The following is an 18226-nucleotide window of genomic DNA, read 5'->3' on the forward strand; positions in this document are numbered from 1 at the left end:
AGCCCGGCCGGAGCCGGCGCCGACGCGCGCCGGTCGGTGCCGGGCCGGACGGACTGTTCGCCGGCCTTCGCTATCGACCGCCGCAAAGGAAACGGGCCCCTCGCGGAACCCGTCCCCTTCCCTCGTGCGGGGCTATCGTCAGAACGTGATGCTCCAGGTGTCGATGCGGCCGACGTCGTTGTTGGCGTTGTCGTTCACCCGCAGCTTCCAGGTGCCGTTGAGCGGTTCGCTGGACAGGTTGAAGGTGAAGGTGCCGCTGAGGTTGTCGGCGCTGCCGCCGGCGCGGTTGCTGATGTTGTAGAGCGAGCCGTCCGGGGCGACCAGGTCGACCTTAATGTCGCCGCGATAGGTATGGATGATGTTGACCGACACCGAGGCGCTGGCCGGTGCGTTGCCGGTGCGGCCGGACACGGTGATCGGGCTGTCGACGGTGGCGTTGTCGTTGATCGCGTAGTCGGTGCCGTTGGTATAGGTCTGGGTCCCCGGCCCAGGGCCCGGACCGGTGCCGGCGGTCTTGCCGAGTTCGCCAAGGAAGGCCAGGCCGAGCTTGGCGAAGGGCACGCTGTTGGCGGCCGACCCGCCCATGTTGGCGAGGGTGTCGTTGGGCGTGTGGATGGAGCCGAAGTAACCGCCGCTGGAGGTGCCGCCCTCGAAGTAGATCGCCGCGGGGAAGCCGGCCGAGGTCCACGAGGCGTGGTCGGAGCAGCCGTAGCCGCAGGTGTAGCTGCCGACGGTGCCGCCGAGGTAAGTCGTGTACAGGTCGCGCAGGAACTGCTGCAGGCTGGAGTTCGAATAATCGCTGACCAGGCGCACCGCCGGCGCGCCGCTGGTGCGGTAGTTGGTCATGTCCAACTGCAGCACGCCGACCACGTTGACGCCGCGGTTCTTGAAATCGGTGGCGATCGCCTTGGAGCCGCGCAGGCCGACTTCCTCGGCGGCGTAGCCCATGAACTTGATCGTGCGCTTGGGCTTGTAGCCGCTCGCCATCGCCACGCGCAGCACTTCGGTCAGGGTGGCGATGCCGGAGGCGTCGTCGTCGGCGCCCGGTGCGTTCATCGAATCGCCGCTGCCGCTGCTGGAGATCGAATCCAGGTGCGCGCCCAGCACGACCACTTCGTTCGGCAGTTCGCTGCCCTGGATGGTCAGGATCGCCGAGGGTTGGGTCGAACAGGTGGTGCAACCGGTGTAGAGCTCGGCGGTGACGTCGCTGCGGCCGTTGGCCAGGCCGGCCCAGGTGTCCTTGATCCAGGTCGCCGAGGTGCGGCCGTGGGTCGAGGCGTAGTAGCGGTTCGGATACTGCGTCGACAGGTGACTGATGGTGCCGCGGATGTTGGCTTCGGCGACCTGGCTCAGCCACGGCGTGACCGTGGCCTGGTTGTCGATGGTGTAGGTGGCGAACTTGGTGTTCATCGCTTCGACGCTGCGTTCGCTGCGCACGAAGGCTTCGGCCTCTTCGCGGGTGTCGAACGCGACGAAACCGCCGCAGCGCTTTTCCTTCTCGTGGACATGCCGGGTCACGTCGGCGAGCTGATGGGTCTTGAGTTCGGCCACCACCAGCTTGACGCCGGCCGGGTTGCTGACGCCGGTGGCGCTGCGCGCCAGGGTCTGCACGCCGGCATCGAAGGTTTCGCGCGAGGTGACGATGAACACCGGCTGGAACGGATTATCGGTGGCATCGGCCGGACGCGCGTGGTCGTGGCTGTGCGTCTGCGCCATCGCCGGTGCGAGGGCGGCGGACAATGCGAGGGCGAGCAAGGCGGGCAACGGGGCTAGGTGCTTGTTCACGGAAGGCGCTCCTGTTCGGCGCCGCCCGGCCGGATGCGGGCGGCATCGGCGCGGGGACGCGATGGACTGGGATGACGGCCGCGCAGAATGCGGGACGTCGCGAGAGTTTGCTGCGCGTGAAAGCGGCGCCGAACGGTGCGGGGGGAAACGTTCCGATACGCCCGGGATTCGACCCTATGCGCGATCGGACATGACCGACAAGCGACAACCTGTTCGAGCGCACATTCGCGTTCGTGACCTCGGTCATGCATACGCGCAGTAACCGCTTACCGTGCACGTGCGCATGGCCAATCCGATAGGAAAACCGCGGAATTTTCACTGTTTCGGCGATGGAAAACCTCGCCGGCACGCAGGTCGGACACGTCGCCGTGCGACGCGGCATGCGGCAGCGCCGAACCCCGCCGCATGAACGCTGTCCGCACAAACGCGCATCCCCGGGCGAAGCCGGGGATGCGTGGTATCGCCTTCCTACGCGCTTAAAACGATCAGAAGGTGATGCTCCAGCTGTCGATACGGCCGGTGTCCTGCGTGGCGTTGTCGTTGACGCGCAGCTTCCAGGTGCCGTTGAGCGGCTCGCTCGACAGGTTCTTGACGAAGGTGCCGACGACGTTGTCGGCGCTGCCGCCGCTGCGATTGTGGATGTTGTAGAGAGTGCCGTCCGGCGCGACGAGGTCGACCTTCAGATCGCTCTTGTAGGTGTGCAGGATGTTGACCGCCACCGACGCGTCGCCGGGTGCGTTGCCGGTGCGGCCGGATACCACGATGCTGCTCTCGACCGTGGCGTTGTCGGGGATCTGCACGTCGGTGCCGTTGCTGTAGGTCTGGGTGCCGCCGCCCCCGCCGACGGTGACCGACGCAGTCTTGCTGTGGCTGGCGTTGTCGTCGTCGGTGACCGTCAGGGTGACGCTATAGGTGCCGGACGCGGCATAGGTCTTGCTCGGGCTGGTCGCGGTCGAGGTGGTGCCGTCGCCGAAGTTCCAGCTGCGCGCGACGATGCTGCCGTCGCTGTCGCTGGAGGTGTCGGTGAAGCTCGCGGTCAGGCCGCTGACCGACGAGGTGAAGTTCGCTACCGGCGGCGTGTTGCCCGGGCCGGTGCCGCCGACGGTGAAGCGCACCGCATTCGGCGTGCCCGGTTTGCCGGCGGCGTCGGTGCCCTGCACGTACAAGGTGTGCACGCCGTCGGCCAGGCCGTTGGTCGGGATGCTTGCGGTCACCGCTTCGCGGCTGCTGTTGAAGCTGCCGTCGCTGGCGCTGAGCGGATACGACACCGCGCCGGCGGCCCATGGCGGCGCGTCGAGATAGGCCCGCGCCGAGGCGATGTTCTGCACCGCTTCGGTGCCGTTGCTCTGGTTGAACACGCTGTCGTCGACGGTCGCGGTCAGGGTGACCGGGGTGCCGGCCGGCACCGTCGTCGCGGACAGGCTGAGCGCGGTGGTGTCGGGCCCGGACGGCAGTTTGTACGGCGCCCACAGGCTGCGCGCCGCGTAGCGCAGCGACTTCAGGTTGTCCGGCAGGGTCGTGCCCTGGAAGGTGCTGCAGCTCTCGAAGAACGACACGCCGAGCTCAATGGTGTACGCCGGCACGCCGAGCAGGCCGTACATGGTGTCGTCTGTGGTGCCGTCGGTGGCATAGAGCTCATCGGACTGCTGCGGACGGTAGTTGTTGTGGAAGGCGATGCGCCGGCCGAGCGCGCGCAAGGCCGCGCTGTTCGGCGCGGGGTTGCTGGTGTCGCCCCACGACCACAGCACCAGCTGGGCGGCGCTGTGGATGTCCATGAAGATGCCCTGGTAATCCTCGGGCGCTGCGGTGTTGACGTCGTCGGGACGGCGGTCGGGGAAGATGCCGCCGGTGTACACGCCGCTGCTGTTGCGGGTGCCGGCGACCAGGCGCATCAGGTTCTGGGTTTCCGGTTCCGAGGCGGCGAGCGGGCCGCGATAGGTTTCGGCGCAGGCGTTGCCGCTGGAGCCGCCGGCGGCGCTGTTCCAGTGATAGGGGAAGTTGCGGTTGAGGTCGACGCCGATCGACGAGGCGCTGCAGGCGCCGTTGCTGTTGTTGACGTTCTTGCGCCAGGACGAGCCGGCTTCGGCCTTCTTGCGGCCGTCGGGATTGGCCTGCAGCACGAACTGGAAGGCGAAATTGTCGAGCAGCCAGGTCGCCTCGTCGTTGCTGCCGTAGCCGTTGGCCAGCCATTCGGCGAAACGGGTGACGGTCTCGGCCGGGGTGTACTCGCGCGCGTGGATCGAACCGAACAGCACCAGGGTCGGCTTGTTCGGCAGCGCGGCGTCGGTCGCCGAGTTGGTCAGCTTGAGCACCTTCATCTCGTAGCCGGTGCCGGCATTCTGGGTCTTCTGCCAGCTGGGCCCGATGTTGGTCACGCGCGCCAGCTGCGGCTTGCTCGCGGCCAGCTGGTCCATGGTCGTATAGGTTTCCTCGACCGTGCGGTAGCAGGCGTAGCCGGGAATGCTCTTGATGCCGAGCGAGGAACTCTGCAGCGCAATCTGCAGCCGCTGCAGCTTTTCGGTCGCCTCGCGGTCGACCTCGTACTTGAAGCCGGCGCGGCTCAGCGCGGCCAGGTCCTCGGGCATGGCCTCGACGCGGACGGTCTTGGCCTCGCGGTCGACGATCAGATGCTGGAAGCGCGACGCGATGCGTTGCAACTGCGCGCTGTTGGTGTATTTGGCGGTGACGAACACTGGCAGGTCATCGGCCGCCTTGGCGCCGGCGGACAGGGCCAGCAACAGGGGCAGCGCGGCGTATTGGAAGCGCATTGGGAAACTCTCCATGTACCGGTACGTTGGACAGCGAAGCGGTGGGTGCGGCCACCATGCTGGGTACGCGGCACGCGGGCTGACAAGCGTCCCCTGTCGCGGCGATGCCGCGCTTTCGTGATGCGTACGGCAGAACGGCGCAGTGATCGGCGGCGATGCATCGCGCGTCGATGAGGCGATGGCTTGGAGCGCATGAGGCGGCAAGGTCATGCTGCGCCGCCGTCGCGGCCGGGCGACGCCTGCGCCGAGGGCGCCTGCTTTCGCGCAGAAACGCCGCGCGCCGTTACGGCGCGCGGCGTCGGCGGATCAGAACGTGATGCTCCACTTGTCGATGCGGCCGGTGTCCAGGGTCGCATTGTCGTTGACGCGCAGCTTCCACGTACCGTTGAGCGGTTCGCTCGACAGGTTCTTGGTGAAGGTGCCGATGACGTTGTCGGCGCTGCCGCCGGTGCGGTTGTGGATGTTGTAGACCGTGCCGTCCGGCGCCACCAGGTCGACCTTCAGGTCGCTCTTGTAGGTGTGGTAGATCGTCACCTGGATCGGCGTGGTCGCCGAGCCGTTGCCGCTGCGGCCGGACACGGTGATCGAGCTTTCCACGGTGGCGTTGTCGCTGATCGCCACGTCGGTCTCGTTGGTGTAGGTCTGCGCACCCGGGCCGCCCGACACCGTGACCGTACCGGTCTTGGTGTTGGTCGCGCCATCGTCGTCGGTGACGGTCAGCGTGACGGTGTAGGTACCGGCGGCGCTGTAGGTCTTGGACGGGTTGGTCGCGGTCGAGGTGGTGCCGTCGCCGAAGTTCCAGCTACGCGAAGCGATGCTGCCGTCGCTGTCGCTGGAGCTGTCGGTGAAGGTCGCGGTGAGCCCGCTGACCGACGAGGTGAAGTTCGCCACCGGCGGATTGTTCGGCGTGCCGCCGCCCGAATCCAGGCCGTCGATGAACTGCGCACCGGTGTTGGCCGGGTCGAGCCAGTTGCTCAGGCGCGAATCCGCCGTGCCGCCGCCGGTCCACGAGGTGAACACGCGGCCGTAGTAGTCGCTGCGGTTGGTGCCGGTGGCGCTGCAGCTCGACGGGCCGCCGTGCAACTGGCCGAGCACGCGCTTTTCCGGGCTGTAGATCGGCGAACCCGAGGAACCCGGTTCGGTCACGCCGCCGGTCGGCTGCCACTGCACGCGCAGATGGGTGGTGCCGGCGCCGCCGCCCCAGGCCACGAACGAGGTCGGCTCGGTCGAGTTGCTGATGCGCTTTTCGGCCACGTTCGGGTGATGGATGCCGATGGCGCCCGGATAGTTCTGGTCGCGGCGGTCCCAGCCGGCCCAGAACAGATTGAACGCGGGGTTCGCCGGCGTGTTCAGTTCGAGCAGGGTGAAGTCGGAGGTCGCGTAGGTCGCCTTGTAGGTCGAACCGGACTGGGTGTTGGCCATCGAGCCGTCGCCGTTGGCGCCGCTGGCGGGCGTGTTCGGCGGACGGCAGGTCGAGTTCTGGTAGTTCCAGTACACCACGATGCTGGCTGCGGTCGACGCCGTGCCCATGCCGCAATGGTGCGCGGTCAGGAAGTACATCTTCTTGTCGTTGGCGGTGTTGTTGACCAGCGAGCCGGTGCAAGCCAGCGAACCGTTCTTCGAGTAGGCCGCGACCGAGCGGATGATGTCGCGGCGGCCGTCGCCCTCGGGGCAGACCACGTCGATGTTGCAGGCGCCCGAGACGCCCTTTTCGCCGCTGGCGGCCGCGGCGAGGCGGCGCGAAAGCGGTCCGAAACCGACGTAGTCGTGGCCGACCTTGGTCAGCTTGAGCTTGAGCTCGCCGGCCTTGGCCGCCGGCACCACCACTTCGATGACCGACTCTTCGCCGGGGACGATCGCCGTCCACAACTGGCCGGCCGGATTATTGTCGCGATCGGTGTATTCGCGGATCAGGCTGCGGTCGCCGCCCGCGGTCTGGGTCGCCGGATAGACCAGCAGACGGCCCCCGGCGGGCATGTGATATTCGGTGAAGCCGAAATTCAGCGACAAGGCCTTGTCCGAACGCACGCGCTGGCGCCAGATGAGGTGGTCCTCGTCGAGCTTTTCCCACACGCCGGAGTTCAGCGGCGTCATGTCGACGTCGAGCGAGGCGGCGAAGCGCGGAATCTCGTTGCGCGCCTCGCGCACGCGGTCTTCCGCGCGCAACTTGGCGACGTCCACCGCCGGCATCGCGCGCAGCGCGATCTTGTCCAGGCGCGAGATGTTGGCGTGATCGAAGGCCGCCGGGCGCGTGGCCGGTGCGGCAAGTGCGGCACTGATCGACAGTCCGAGCAACAGCAGGGAACCATAAAGTCGTTTCATGAGTCTCTCCGTCCGTAGTAGAGGCAAGACCGCGACGCCGGCTGGGCCGGTGTGTTCGACGATGGCGATGGCGACGGGGTCAGGCGATGGGAAACTGGATGCTCCAGCGTTTGATGCAGCAAGGCCGCAGGCTTCCCCTGAGCGTGCGTTATTTCTACGACGCGTGGTGCGTATTGCTAGCGTGCCGCTACGACCACGGCGCGACTCTGAGGCACACGCGTCGCGCACAACAAGACGCAAACCCGCCCAGTCGACATCGCATCCGTGCCTCGCGTCACGCATACAACCAAGATTTGTTTCGATTGAAATCGGTGTGCGCGAGCGGAAATGGAAACTGAGAACCCGTACGCGTTCATGATGCAATGCACGACACGAACGCCGGGAACTCCGGCGCAATGGCGCTATGAGCTGGCCTCCCGCGCCGACCCGACGACGCTGTTCCAGCGCGAGCGCAGCTCACCCGCCCCATCCCAACCGCCCCGTGGCCGTGCCATCGGGCACCCAAGCGGCGGTGTTCGACGCGGTCGGATACGCACGCTCGGCGCCATGTACCCCAAACGAAAACCCCGGCCGAAGCCGGGGTTTCCGTACACGCATCGCCACGATGTGGACCGGCGATGCCTCAGCCGATCAGAACGTGATGCTCCAGCTGTCGATGCGGCCGGTGTCGGCGCTGGCATTGTCGTTGACGCGCAGCTTCCAGGTGCCGTTGAGCGGCTCGCTCGACAGGTTCTTGGTGAAGGTGCCGCTGACGTTGTCGGCGCTGCCGCCAGTGCGGTTGTGGATGTTGTAGAGGGTGCCGTCCGGCGCGACCAGGTCGACCTTCAGATCGCCCTTGTAGGTGTGGACGATGTTGACCGCGACGGGCGTGCTGGCCGGCGCGTTGCCGCTGCGGCCGGACACGACGATCGAGCTTTCGACCGTGGCGTTGTCGGTGATGGCCACGTCGGTGCCGTTGGTATAGGTCTGGGCGCCGCCGGTGCCGACCGTGACCGAGGCGGTCTTGGTGTGGGTGGCGCCATCGTCGTCGGTGACGGTCAGGCTGACGGTGTAGGTACCGGCGGCGCTGTAGGTCTTGGACGGGTTGGTCGCGGTCGAGCTGGTGCCGTCGCCGAAGTTCCAGCTGCGCGAGGCGATGCTGCCGTCGCTGTCGCTGGAGCTGTCGGTGAAACTCACGGTCAACCCGCTCGCGCTCGAGCTGAAGTTCGCCACCGGCGGGGTGTTGGCCGGCGTGCCGCTGGAATCGAGGCCGTCGATGAACTGGGCGCCGGTGCCGGCGGCATCGAGCCAGTTGCTCAGGCGCGTCGCGGCCGAACCGCCGCCGGTCCAGGAGGTGAAGATGCGGCCGTAGTAGTCGCTGCGGTTGGCGCCGGTCGCCGAGCAGCTCGACGGGCCGCCGTGCAGTTGGCCCAGCACGCGCTTTTCCGGGCTGTAAATCGGCGAACCCGAGGAACCCGGCTCGGTCACGCCGCCGCTGGCCTGCCAGAACACGTGCAGGTGGGTGGTGCCGCTGGCGCCGTTGTAGCCGCTGATCTGGGTCGCGGTGGTCGAATGGCTGATGCGCTTCTCGGCCACGTTGGGATGGTGGATCGCGGTCGCGCCGCCGAAGTTCTGGTCGCGGCGGTCCCAGCCGGCCCAGAACAGGTTGAAGGCCGGGTTGGCGGCGGTGTTGAGTTCGAGCAGGGTGAAGTCGGACGCGGCGTTGGTCGCGCGCACCACCGCGCCGGTCTGCGACTGCGACAGCGAGCCGTCGCCGTTGGCGCCGCTGGAAGCCGAGCCCGGCGCGCGGCAGGTCGAGTTTTGGTAATTCCAATACACCACCATGCTCGACGCGATGGCCGCAGTGGTCATGCCGCAGTGGTTCGCGGTCAGGAAGTACATCTTCTTGTCGTTGGCAGTGTTGTTGACCAGCGAGCCGGTGCACCACATCGTGCCCTGCTTCGAATAGGCCGCGACCGAACGGATCACGTCGCGGTGGCCGTTGCCTTCGGGGCAGACCACGTCGATGTTGCAGCTGCCCGACACGCCGGTAGCCTGCTCCAGCGCGGCGTCGCGCGCGAGCCGGCCGAAGCCCTTGTAATCGTGGTTGACCGCGGCCAGGTGCAGCTTGAGCTCGCCGACCTTGGCGCGCGGCACCACCACTTCGATCACCGCTTCATCGCCGATCACCACCGGCGTCCACAGTTCGTTGAAATCGTTGTTGTCGGCCGCAGTGAAGCTGCGCACGCGCGCGGCGCTGGAGCCCGGCGCCTGATCGGCCGGATAGATCAGCATGCGCGCGCCGGCGGGCAGCTTGAACTGGTCGAAATGGAAGTTCAGGGTCAGCGCGTTCTTGGACTCGATGCGCGTGCGCCAGACCGCGTGGTCGGCGTCGAGATCTTCCCAGGTGCCGCTGTTGAGGGTGTTCATGTCCACCGGCAAGGCGGTGGCGAAGCGCGGCGCTTCGTTGCGGCCGCGCTTGAGATCTTCCGCGCGCAGCTTGGCGACGTCCACGGCCGGCATGCTGCGCAGGGCGACGCGGTCGATGCGCGAGAGTCGGGCGTTGTCGAAAGCCGCCGGACGCTGGGTCGGGGCGGCGAGTGCGCTGCCGATCGACAGTGCGAGCAGGGCTAGGGAAGCGGTCAGTCGTTTCATTGCTTGCTCCATGTTGGGAAGGACGACGTGGTGGCGAGGTCCGCAGCGCGGCCCGGCCGACCGGTCCGCCCGGCCCTTCGAGGCGAAGGACCAAGCGGCGGCGGGCGCGTCCGCAGCGGGCTGCGGTCCGCGTCCGGATCGCAGCTCGTCGCGGCCGTTCCGGAGCGGCGTCGAGCGGAAAGCGGGCTCCCCTAAGCCCGCCGGTGTTTCAGGAGCCCGGTCCTTGAACCGGGCTCCCCCGTGCACGAGGTCCCTCCGAGGGAGGTTCCTCAAAACGCGAAGCGCAAACCTGCATCTAAAACTTGAGGAGAAAAATCAAGCAGAAAACTTCAGTGAAATCGGAACGCTGGGCTTAGAAGGTGATGCTCCAGCTGTCGATGCGGCCGACGTCCTGCGAGGCGCGGTCGGCTGCGCGCAACTTCCAGGTGCCGTTGAGCGGCTCGCTCGACAGGTTCTTGATGAAGCTGCCGCTGACGTTGTCGGCGCTGCCGCCGCTGCGGTTATGGATGTTGTAGACCGAGCCGTCCGGCGCGATCAGGTCGACGATCAGATCGCCCTTGTACGGGTGGACGATGTTGACCGAGATGCTGGCGTTGCCCGGTGCGTTGCCGCTGCGCCCCGACACGGCGATGCTGCTGCTGGCGCCGGCGGCGTTGTTGTCCGGAATGGCGACGTCGGTGCCGTTGCTGTAGATCTGCACGCCGCTGGCGCTGACGGTGACCGAGGCGGTCTTGCTGTGGGTGGCGCCGTCGTCGTCGGTGACGGTCAGCACGACGCTGTAAGTGCCGGCCGCGGTGTAGGTCTTGCTCGGGTTGGTCGCGGTCGAGCTGGTGCCGTCGCCGAAGCTCCAGCTGCGCGAGGCGATGCTGCCGTCGCTGTCGCTGGAGCTGTCGCTGAAGTTCACGGTCAGGCCACTGGCGCTGGAGCTGAAGTTCGCCACCGGGGCGACGTTGGCGCCCGGGTCGGCGCGGAATGCCGCCATCGCCGCCTTGGTCTGCACCAGCACGCGCTGGTTGTGGCTCACGTCGGCCGTGCCCATCGCCACGCCGCCGTAGGTGATGTCCGGGTTAGACCAGTAGTTCAGGCGGGTACAGGCCGTGCCCGGGCACTGGTAGGCCATGATCGTGCGCCAGCGCGCGCCCTGCGCGGGCATGTACTGGTAGCCGTGGCCGTAGGCGTAAGGCTGCGTGTTCGGGTCGTTCTGCGGGTTGTGGCGAGCCGACAGCAGGTGGCCGATTTCGTGGGCGAAGCTGTAGTAGCCGGTCGCGCAATCGTAGTGCACGGTCGCGAACGCGGTGGCGGCGTTCGAGCCGATCGCGGCGGCGCGGCCGCAGTTGCTGTCGTCGTTGATCACCAGCACGTTGACGTCGGCCGCGTTGGTATCGCGGCTGGCATGGATATCGTCCATGTAGCCGTCGTTGGTGCCTTCGAAGCGGTCCACGTCGGTGGCGTGACCGTCGCCGACCGAGGTGTATTGCACGGTGCGGTAGTTGGCCAGCACCATGTTGATGCCGACGTTGGAATTGACGTAGCCCTGGTTGCTTTCGGCCACGGCCAGTTCGATCAAGGCCTCCATGTCGCCGCCATAGGCGGTCACCGCATCGTTGGTCGCGACCACCTGGACGCGGATGGTGGCGGTGGCGCCCGGTTCGGTCGCGGCCGGGCCGACCAGGCCGCCGCCGCTGCGGGTAGCCTGCATCGCCGCCGCGCGCATGTCGATCTGCGGCAGGTTCGCCTCGTTGTAGTCGGCGGCATGGTCCGGCGGCATACGGCTTTCGTCGACCTCGATCACCGCGTGGCTGCCGTCGGCGAGCGGACGGATACGATACAGCTGGCCGTCGACGCGGACGTTGCCGGTGACGCCGTTGCCGCGGCGCACCAGGGCGACCGAGTTGCGTTCGTCGCTGCGCACTTCGCGTGCGGTGCGGGCGACGGCCTTGCCGGTGCCGCGCAGATGACCCATCCAGACGATGCTGCCGCCCCGGGTCTCACGGGCGTTGTCGAGCACGGCATTGACCAGGTGGCCGCCGAGCTGCAGCTCGATCTCGCGGGTCTGCGCGCTGACCACCGCCGGATCGGCGCGCTTGAGCCGCAGCGAGGCGGTGGCCGGCGCGGCGGCCAGGCTTTGCGCGCGGTTGAGGGCGGACGAGCCCTGGCTGCCGGCGATGCCGGCGCGCGGGGTGGCGTCGCCGACGAACAAGGGCTGTGCGGCGAACGCCGGCATTGCGGCGATCGCGGAAGCGAGTACGGCGAGACGAACGGTGTTCAGACCGCGCGCACGGGCGCGGCTGCGGGACGGATTGGTCATTGGTGGAACCCCCGAAGATGGAAGCCGCAGACGCGGCCGAAAGGTGGTCGCCGGAACATCGTGGGAGGCGACGGCCTGTTCGGCGGCGCTGCTTACCATCGTGTCCGGTCTGGCATTGCGTAGCTGGAATGCGGATCGATTCGTCGCTGCATCCGCATTCCGACGCTAACGGTTCGCGCACCGCCGCGGCAATGCTTCGGCGTTCGATTAGAGCGCACCGTTCGTGATGCAGGTCATGCATCGGAAAACTCTTCCGCGCGCGCGAAATCCGCGCAATCCGGCGCGCGAAAACCTACGCCTCGCGGCGCCGTTCGCGCAACAAAAAACCCCGGAAAAAATCCGGGGTCGTTGTGCTTCGCAGCGAAGATTACGTGGCCTGCGTCAATGAATTTCTTGCAGCCTTGCAGGCGTCCCGGCGGCTTCTCTCGACGACTTCTCTCGTTCGCTTATTTCTCGATGGCCTCGGGCGCGCGGATGATCGGGTCCAGCGCGATGTGGTTGTCGGGCTCGATGAACTGCACGTCCGGATCGGCGGCGAAGGCCTGCATCAGGCGCTGCGCGCCGGCGCGATCGAGCGCCGGGCTGACGCTGAACACGTCGGCGTTGATGCCCATGCGATGCTTCCAGGTCAGGGTCGGCGCGCCGCTCTTGCCGGCCACGCCTTGCAGGCGCTGCGCGGTCTGGTTCAAGCGCGTCTGCACCGTGGCCTGCTGCTTGAGCGGCGTGCTGTCGTCGCGGTACTTGACGATGAATTGCGCGAACGGACCGCCGCCGGCAGGTTCGCCGACCTGGGCCGGCGCCCGCCTGGGGTTCGGATTCACTTCCGGATTGACCTCGGAATTCGCTTGCGGCTTGGCGCCGGGCGCATTGTCGGGAGTGGTGCTGGAGGCCATGCAGGCGGTCATCGCAATGGAGAGGAACAAGGCCGTGGACGACAGCCACAGGGTACGGATCGGGAACGGCATGCGGGCTTCTCCTGTAAGCGGGTATCGATGGAACGCATGAGCCTGGGGCCCGGGGTTAGCGAGCGCGTTGCGGTGCGGTCCGTTGACGCCCGGGGCGCATCGCGAACGGTCGCGGCCCGCAGCCGGCGACAGGCCGAGCTTACTCCCCGCGTTCGTCGGCGCACGTGAGCGTGCCATCGCGCAAAGCCGCAAGTCGGCCTGCGTTCACCTCGGTGACCGCGCGCGCCCCCTAAAAAAAGAACCCCGGTCGAAACCGGGGTTCTGAACGACGGCGGGCCGCACGGGCGGCCTGCCGGCGGGCTTAGAACGTGATGCTCCAGGTGTCGATGCGGCCGGTGTCCTGCGAGGCGTTGTCGTTGACGCGCAGCTTCCAGGTGCCGTTGAGCAGCTCGCTCGACAGGTTCTTGGTGAAGGTGCCGATGACGTTGTCGGTGCCCGAGCCGGTGCGGTTGTGGAGGTTGTACAGGGTGCCGTCCGGCGCGACCAGATCGACCTTCAGGTCGCCCTTGTAGGTGTGGACGATGTTGACCGAGATCGAAGCGGTGCTCGGCGCGTTGCCGGTGCGGCCCGACACCACGATGCTGCTTTCGACCGTGGCGTTGTCGGGAATGGCGACGTCGGTGCCGTTGGTGTAGGTCTGCACGCCGGTCGGCGGGGTGCCGCCGAGCGCGTCGAGCGCGGCCTTGGCATTGACGATGCCGGCGCCGCAGCCGCCCGAGCAGGCGCCGGGCAGAGCGCGCGCGGTGTTCTTGAGCAGGGTTTCGATTTCGGCCGGGGTCTTCGGCGTGGTCGCCTTCGACTGCAGCAGCGCGACCACGCCGGCGACGTGCGGCGAGGCCATCGAGGTGCCGCTCATGTACACGTACTGCTCGGCGCCCTGGGTGGTGGTGCCGCCATTGTGGGTCGAGGCGATCTGGTCGCCCGGCGCCGACACGTCGATGCCGGTGCCGTAGTTCGAGAAGCCCGCTTTGGCGCCGGTCGAAGTCGTCGCGGCGACCGCGATGACGTTGGCGCAGTTGGCCGGCGTCGAGGTCGAGACGTTCGCGCTTTCGTTGCCGGCGGCCACCACGATGGTGGTGCCGCGGCCGACCGCACCGTTGATCGCGGTCTGGTAGCTGCTCGGGCAGGCGCCGCCGCCGCCGAGGCTGAGGTTGATCACCTCGGCCGGATTGGCGTTGGCCGGAATGCCCGACACGCTGCCGCCCGACGCCCAGACGATGGCGTCGGAGATGTCGGAGTCGTAACCGCCGCAGCGGCCGAGCACGCGCACCGGCACGACCTTGGCGTTGAACGCGGTGCCCGCGACACCCTTGGCGTTGTTGGTCACCGCGGCGACGGTGCCGGCGACGTGGGTGCCGTGCCAGCTCGAATTGCTGGCGTCGACGTCGTAACCGGGCTGGTCGCACTCGGTGGCGTTGTTCCAGTCGCCTTCGTCGTTGGGGTTGGAATCGCGGCCGTCGCCGTCGCGCGAGACGAAGGTGTCGCTGATGAAGTCGTAGCCCGGCAGGATGTTGGCATTGAGATCGCTGTGCGGGGTGATGCCGGTGTCGAGCACGGCAACCACCGCGCCGCTGCCGGTGGAGACGTCCCAGGCTTGGTCGACGCGCATGCCGCCGTTGGTGCCGTTGAAGCCGTACTGCAGGCCGTAGTGGGTGTCGTTCGGGGTCAGCAGGGCATGGCGGCGCACGTCGACTTCGACGAATTCCACGTTCGGGTCGGCGGCGATCTGGCGCATCAGCGATTCGGCTTCGGCGCGGTCCAGCGCACGGTCGGCGCGCACGACGTCGGCGCCGATGGCGGTGCGGCGCAGGTGCTTCAGGCCGAGCGCGGCCTTGCCCTTGACCTTGCCGGCCGAGGCGGTCGCGGCGGTGCTGAGCGCGCTCTGCACGCTCGCCGCGCTGCGGCGCTCGACGCTGCCGTCGCTGAACTTGACGATGAAGCGGTCGAACTTGGCGGCGGTCTGCAGGCCGCTGAGGTTGACGCGCTCGGCGGCGATAGCCGACCCGGCGACGGTCGAGGCCAGCACCAGGGCGGTGGCGGCGGCAAGGGCGTGTACGCGATTCGAACGAACGGACATCTGTTGAGAACCCCTAAACTGAAGTGGCCGCAATGCGGCGGAGTCGTCCGGTGGACCGCGGCGGCGACGAGGACGCCGCGGTACCCGGACTTGTTCGCGAAGCGCCTCCGGCGAAAGCCGATGCGATCGGTCTACTCACGCTAGCGATTGCGCGGACGCGACGACAAGGCTTTGGCGCTGCCCATTTGCGCCATAAAAGTGAAGCGAATCACGCATTTGCTACTCGCTTATGCAATCGGCGTCACAACGCAGAAACGCAAAATCCCCCTACCCCAGGCGCGAAAACGCGGCAGCGGACACATCTTGTTGCACGGCCGGCCCGGCCTCGCGGCGGGGCCGTGTCGTTGCGCTTGCCGGGCGTCGTCGCGCTGGATTCACAGGCGCCACGGCGATCGTCGGCCGCGCAACCCGCCTGTGCGCCTCCTGCGCGCGAGAACGCAAAAAAAACCCCGGCCGAAGCCGGGGTCGATTTGCCTGGGCCGGTACCGCGCCTCGGCGGTCGATCAGAACGTGATGCTCCAGGTGTCGATGCGGCCGACATCGGCCGCCGCGGCATCGACCGCACGCAGCTTCCAGGTGCCGTTGAGCGCTTCGCTCGACAGGTTCACGGTAAACGTGCCGCTGACGTTGTCGGCACTGCCGCCGCTGCGGTTGTGGATGGTGTAGACCGAGCCGTCCGGCGCGATCAGGTCGACCTTCAGGTCGCCCTTGTACGGGTGGACGATGTTGACCGTCACCGAGGCGTTGCTCGGCGCATTGCCGGTGCGGCCCGACACCACGATGCTGCTCGACACGCCGGTCGTGTTGTTGTCCGGGATGTTGTAGTCGGTGCCGTTGCTGTAGGTCTGGGTTCCCGGGTTCGGGGTGCCGCCCAGCGCGTCCAGCGCCGCCTTGGCGTTGACGATGCCCACGCCGATCGGCTGGTCGGGCGTCTGCGGGAAGGCGCGCGCGGTGTTCTTGAGCAGGGTCTCGATCTCGGCCGGAGTCTTCGGCGTCGTCGCCTTGGCCTGCAGCAGTGCGACCACGCCGGCGACGTGCGGCGTCGCCATCGAGGTACCGCCGTAGGACGCATAGCTTTCCGCGCCCGGGGTGGTCGTGCCGGCGTTGAGCGTCGACAGGATGTTGGAACCCGGGGCGGCGATGTCGACCACCGAACCGTAATTCGACTTCTGCGTGCTGCTCCACACCGAACGCGCGCCGGCGCTGTCGACCGCGCCGACGGTGATCACGCCGGTGCAGTTGGCCGGACGCGCGTCGGCGGCATTGCCGTTGTTGTTGCCGGCGGCGACCACGACGGTGGTGCCGCGCGAGACGGCGCCGTTGATCGCGGCCTGGTAGGTCGAACCGCAGGCGCCGGCGCCGCCGAGGCTCATGTTGATGACTTCGGCCGGATTGGCGTTGGCCGGCACGCCGGAGACGGTGCCGCCCGAGGCCCAGGTGATGGCGTCTGCGATGTCGGCCAGGCTGCCGCCGCACTTGGCGAGCACGCGCACCGGCACGACCTTGGCGTTGTAGGCCGTGCCGGCCACGCCCTTGGCGTTGTTGGTCACCGCGGCGACGGTGCCGGCGACGTGGGTGCCGTGCCAGCTCGAATTGCTGTTGTAGTTGCGCCCGCACTCGCCGGCGACGAACCAGTCGCCCTGATCGCTCGGGTCGGAATCGCGGCCGTTGCCGTCGCGCGCGGCGGTGGCGTCGCTGACGAAGTCGTAGCCGGGCAGGATGTTGGCGTTGAGGTCGCTGTGGCTGACGATGCCGGTGTCGATCACGGCCACGACCACGCCGGTGCCGGTGCTGACGTCCCAGGCGGTGGTGGCGTTGATGCCGGCGTCGGCATCGGTGTAGCCCCACTGCTCGCCGAAACGGGTGTCGTTCGGGGTGGCGGTCGGATACATGCGCGCGTTCGGCTCGACGTATTCGACGTTCGGGTCGGCGGCGATCTGGCGCATCAGCGATTCGGCTTCGACGCGGTCGAGCTTGCGGCCGGCGCGGACCACGTCCGAACCGAGCGCGGTGCGGCGCAGGTGCTTGAGGCCGAGGGCCTTGCCCTTGCCGGCGAACCCGGTCGCGGCGCTGCTCAGCGAACGCTCCAGGGTGGCGGGGTTGCTGCGCTGGGCGCTGCCGTCGCGGTATTTGACGATGAATTCGTCCTGGCTTTCGTTGGCCAGGGCGGCGAGGTTGATGCGGTCGGCGGCGAAGGCGGACATCGCGACGCAGGACAGAGCGGTCGCGGTGGCGGCGGCGAGCGCGTGCTTGCGCATCGCGCGCATGGAACGATCGGACATGGATGAAACCCCCAAAAACGAAGTGCCGAAGGACGGCGTCAACGCGCGGTGGTCTGCCCGAACCCATTCCTTCGTCTGTCCGCGACAGCGTCCGCGCTGTTTGTGTACGGACTCGCTGTGACTCGGTCCGCGGTATCACGCTAAGCGCTGGGCAAATGTGCGTTCAAGCCGGCGCAAGCCAATTAACCGGGCTCCGTCCGTGCCTTCTGTCACGCATTCCGACAGTGCGCCGCCGCATGCGGCCCGGCGGCCGGAAGCGCGGACGGGTCCTGCGCGGATCGCAGCCACGCGATGGGTGACCAGGCGAACGGACGCGACGAGACACGCCGACGACGACTTCGGCCGATCGGTTCAGCGTGTTCGGTTCAGCTCATTCAGGTAGTCGGGAAGCGCGCCGGCGGGCGCCGGCGACGCGCGATGCGGGCGGCAGCGTCAGGCTGCCGTCGCGCTCAGGGCATTCCGGCCATGGGCATTCTGGCTATGGGCATGCCGGCTCAGGGCATACCGCCTCAGAGCATGCCGGTTTCGAGCCGGGCGGCCTCGGACATCATGTTGCGGTTCCACGGCGGGTCGAACACCAGCTCGACATCGGCTTCGGCCACGGTCGGGATCATCTCGAGCTTGGCGCGTACGTCGTCGACCAGAATGTCGCCCATGCCGCAAGCCGGCGCGGTCAGGGTCATGCGCACTTCGACCATGCGCTCGCCGTCGTCGCGGTGCTTGACGGTAGCCTCGTAGACCAGGCCGAGCTCGACCACGTTGATCGGGATCTCCGGGTCGAAGCAGGTGCGCAACTGGCGCCAGACCAGTTGCTCGACCGCTTCGTCGTCGGCGCCTTCGGGCAATTCCAGCGGTTCCGGCGGCTCCTTGCCGATCGCGTCGGCGTCGCGGCCGGCGATGCGGAACAGGTTGCCCTCGACGAAAACGGTGTAGCTGCCGCCCAGGGCCTGGGTGATATAGCCGACGCTGCCCGCGGGCAGGGTGACCTGGTCGCCCTGGGGCACCAGGACGACGGCGCAATCGCGCTCGAAACGGACGGGTTCGCTGCTGCGGGAATACATGGCGGAAAGATGGGGATGCCGTGC

The 18226-nt window shown here is 67.8% G+C and carries 9 protein-coding genes and 1 pseudogene; all 10 read right to left on the reverse strand.

What is annotated here, in order from left to right; translation table 11 throughout:
* Nucleotides 1–138: 138 nt before the first annotated feature.
* Complete coding sequence (locus ACSAMQ_RS09000; RefSeq protein ID WP_435395320.1) at nt 139–1785, reverse strand: M20/M25/M40 family metallo-hydrolase; 1647 nt, start codon at nt 1783–1785, stop codon at nt 139–141.
* 485 nt (nt 1786–2270) lie between these two features.
* Nucleotides 2271–4553, reverse strand: a complete 2283-nt coding sequence (locus ACSAMQ_RS09005; RefSeq protein ID WP_435395321.1) for a M14 family zinc carboxypeptidase — start codon at nt 4551–4553, stop codon at nt 2271–2273.
* A gap of 306 nt (nt 4554–4859) precedes the next feature.
* Entirely contained in the window at nt 4860–6875 is a 2016-nt protein-coding gene (locus ACSAMQ_RS09010; protein WP_435395322.1) for a PKD domain-containing protein, read from the reverse strand.
* Nucleotides 6876–7505: 630 nt separating this feature from the next.
* Nucleotides 7506–9509 carry a proprotein convertase P-domain-containing protein gene (locus ACSAMQ_RS09015; RefSeq protein ID WP_435395323.1) on the reverse strand — a complete coding sequence of 668 codons (2004 nt, stop codon included), beginning with the start codon at nt 9507–9509 and terminating at the stop codon, nt 7506–7508.
* A 352-nt stretch (nt 9510–9861) separates the two neighbouring features.
* Nucleotides 9862–10491, reverse strand: a complete 630-nt coding sequence (locus ACSAMQ_RS09020) for a PKD domain-containing protein (protein ID WP_435395336.1) — start codon at nt 10489–10491, stop codon at nt 9862–9864.
* Nucleotides 10477–11817 (reverse strand): annotated as a pseudogene (locus ACSAMQ_RS09025) (M12 family metallo-peptidase); the annotation flags it as partial. The pseudogene ACSAMQ_RS09025 and the gene ACSAMQ_RS09020, both read right to left, overlap by 15 nt.
* 446 nt (nt 11818–12263) lie before the next feature.
* Nucleotides 12264–12782, reverse strand: coding sequence for a hypothetical protein (locus tag ACSAMQ_RS09030; RefSeq protein WP_435395324.1), 519 nt, complete (start codon nt 12780–12782; stop codon nt 12264–12266).
* A 301-nt stretch (nt 12783–13083) separates the two neighbouring features.
* A complete protein-coding gene (locus ACSAMQ_RS09035; RefSeq protein WP_435395325.1) occupies nt 13084–14859 on the reverse strand; it encodes a S8 family peptidase in 1776 nt (591 codons plus the stop codon).
* Nucleotides 14860–15362: 503 nt separating this feature from the next.
* Nucleotides 15363–17141, reverse strand: a complete 1779-nt coding sequence (locus tag ACSAMQ_RS09040; RefSeq protein ID WP_435395326.1) for a S8 family serine peptidase — start codon at nt 17139–17141, stop codon at nt 15363–15365.
* Nucleotides 17142–17650: 509 nt separating this feature from the next.
* Nucleotides 17651–18202, reverse strand: coding sequence for a putative Fe-S cluster assembly protein SufT (gene sufT, locus ACSAMQ_RS09045; protein ID WP_435395327.1), 552 nt, complete (start codon nt 18200–18202; stop codon nt 17651–17653).
* Nucleotides 18203–18226 lie beyond the last annotated feature (24 nt).

The sequence above is a fragment of the Lysobacter sp. 1R34A genome (assembly GCF_051217035.1).
Classification (GTDB): domain Bacteria; phylum Pseudomonadota; class Gammaproteobacteria; order Xanthomonadales; family Xanthomonadaceae; genus Lysobacter.

Coding starts and splice junctions, on each gene's coding strand:
- ACSAMQ_RS09005 (WP_435395321.1), bottom strand. CDS start 4,553: ATGCGCTTCCAATACGCCGCGCTGCCCCTGTTGCTGGCCCTGTCCGCC.
- ACSAMQ_RS09010 (WP_435395322.1), bottom strand. CDS start 6,875: ATGAAACGACTTTATGGTTCCCTGCTGTTGCTCGGACTGTCGATCAGT.
- ACSAMQ_RS09015 (WP_435395323.1), bottom strand. CDS start 9,509: ATGAAACGACTGACCGCTTCCCTAGCCCTGCTCGCACTGTCGATCGGC.
- ACSAMQ_RS09020 (WP_435395336.1), bottom strand. CDS start 10,491: ATGGCGGCATTCCGCGCCGACCCGGGCGCCAACGTCGCCCCGGTGGCG.
- ACSAMQ_RS09030 (WP_435395324.1), bottom strand. CDS start 12,782: ATGCCGTTCCCGATCCGTACCCTGTGGCTGTCGTCCACGGCCTTGTTC.
- ACSAMQ_RS09035 (WP_435395325.1), bottom strand. CDS start 14,859: ATGTCCGTTCGTTCGAATCGCGTACACGCCCTTGCCGCCGCCACCGCC.
- ACSAMQ_RS09040 (WP_435395326.1), bottom strand. CDS start 17,141: ATGTCCGATCGTTCCATGCGCGCGATGCGCAAGCACGCGCTCGCCGCC.
- sufT (WP_435395327.1), bottom strand. CDS start 18,202: ATGTATTCCCGCAGCAGCGAACCCGTCCGTTTCGAGCGCGATTGCGCC.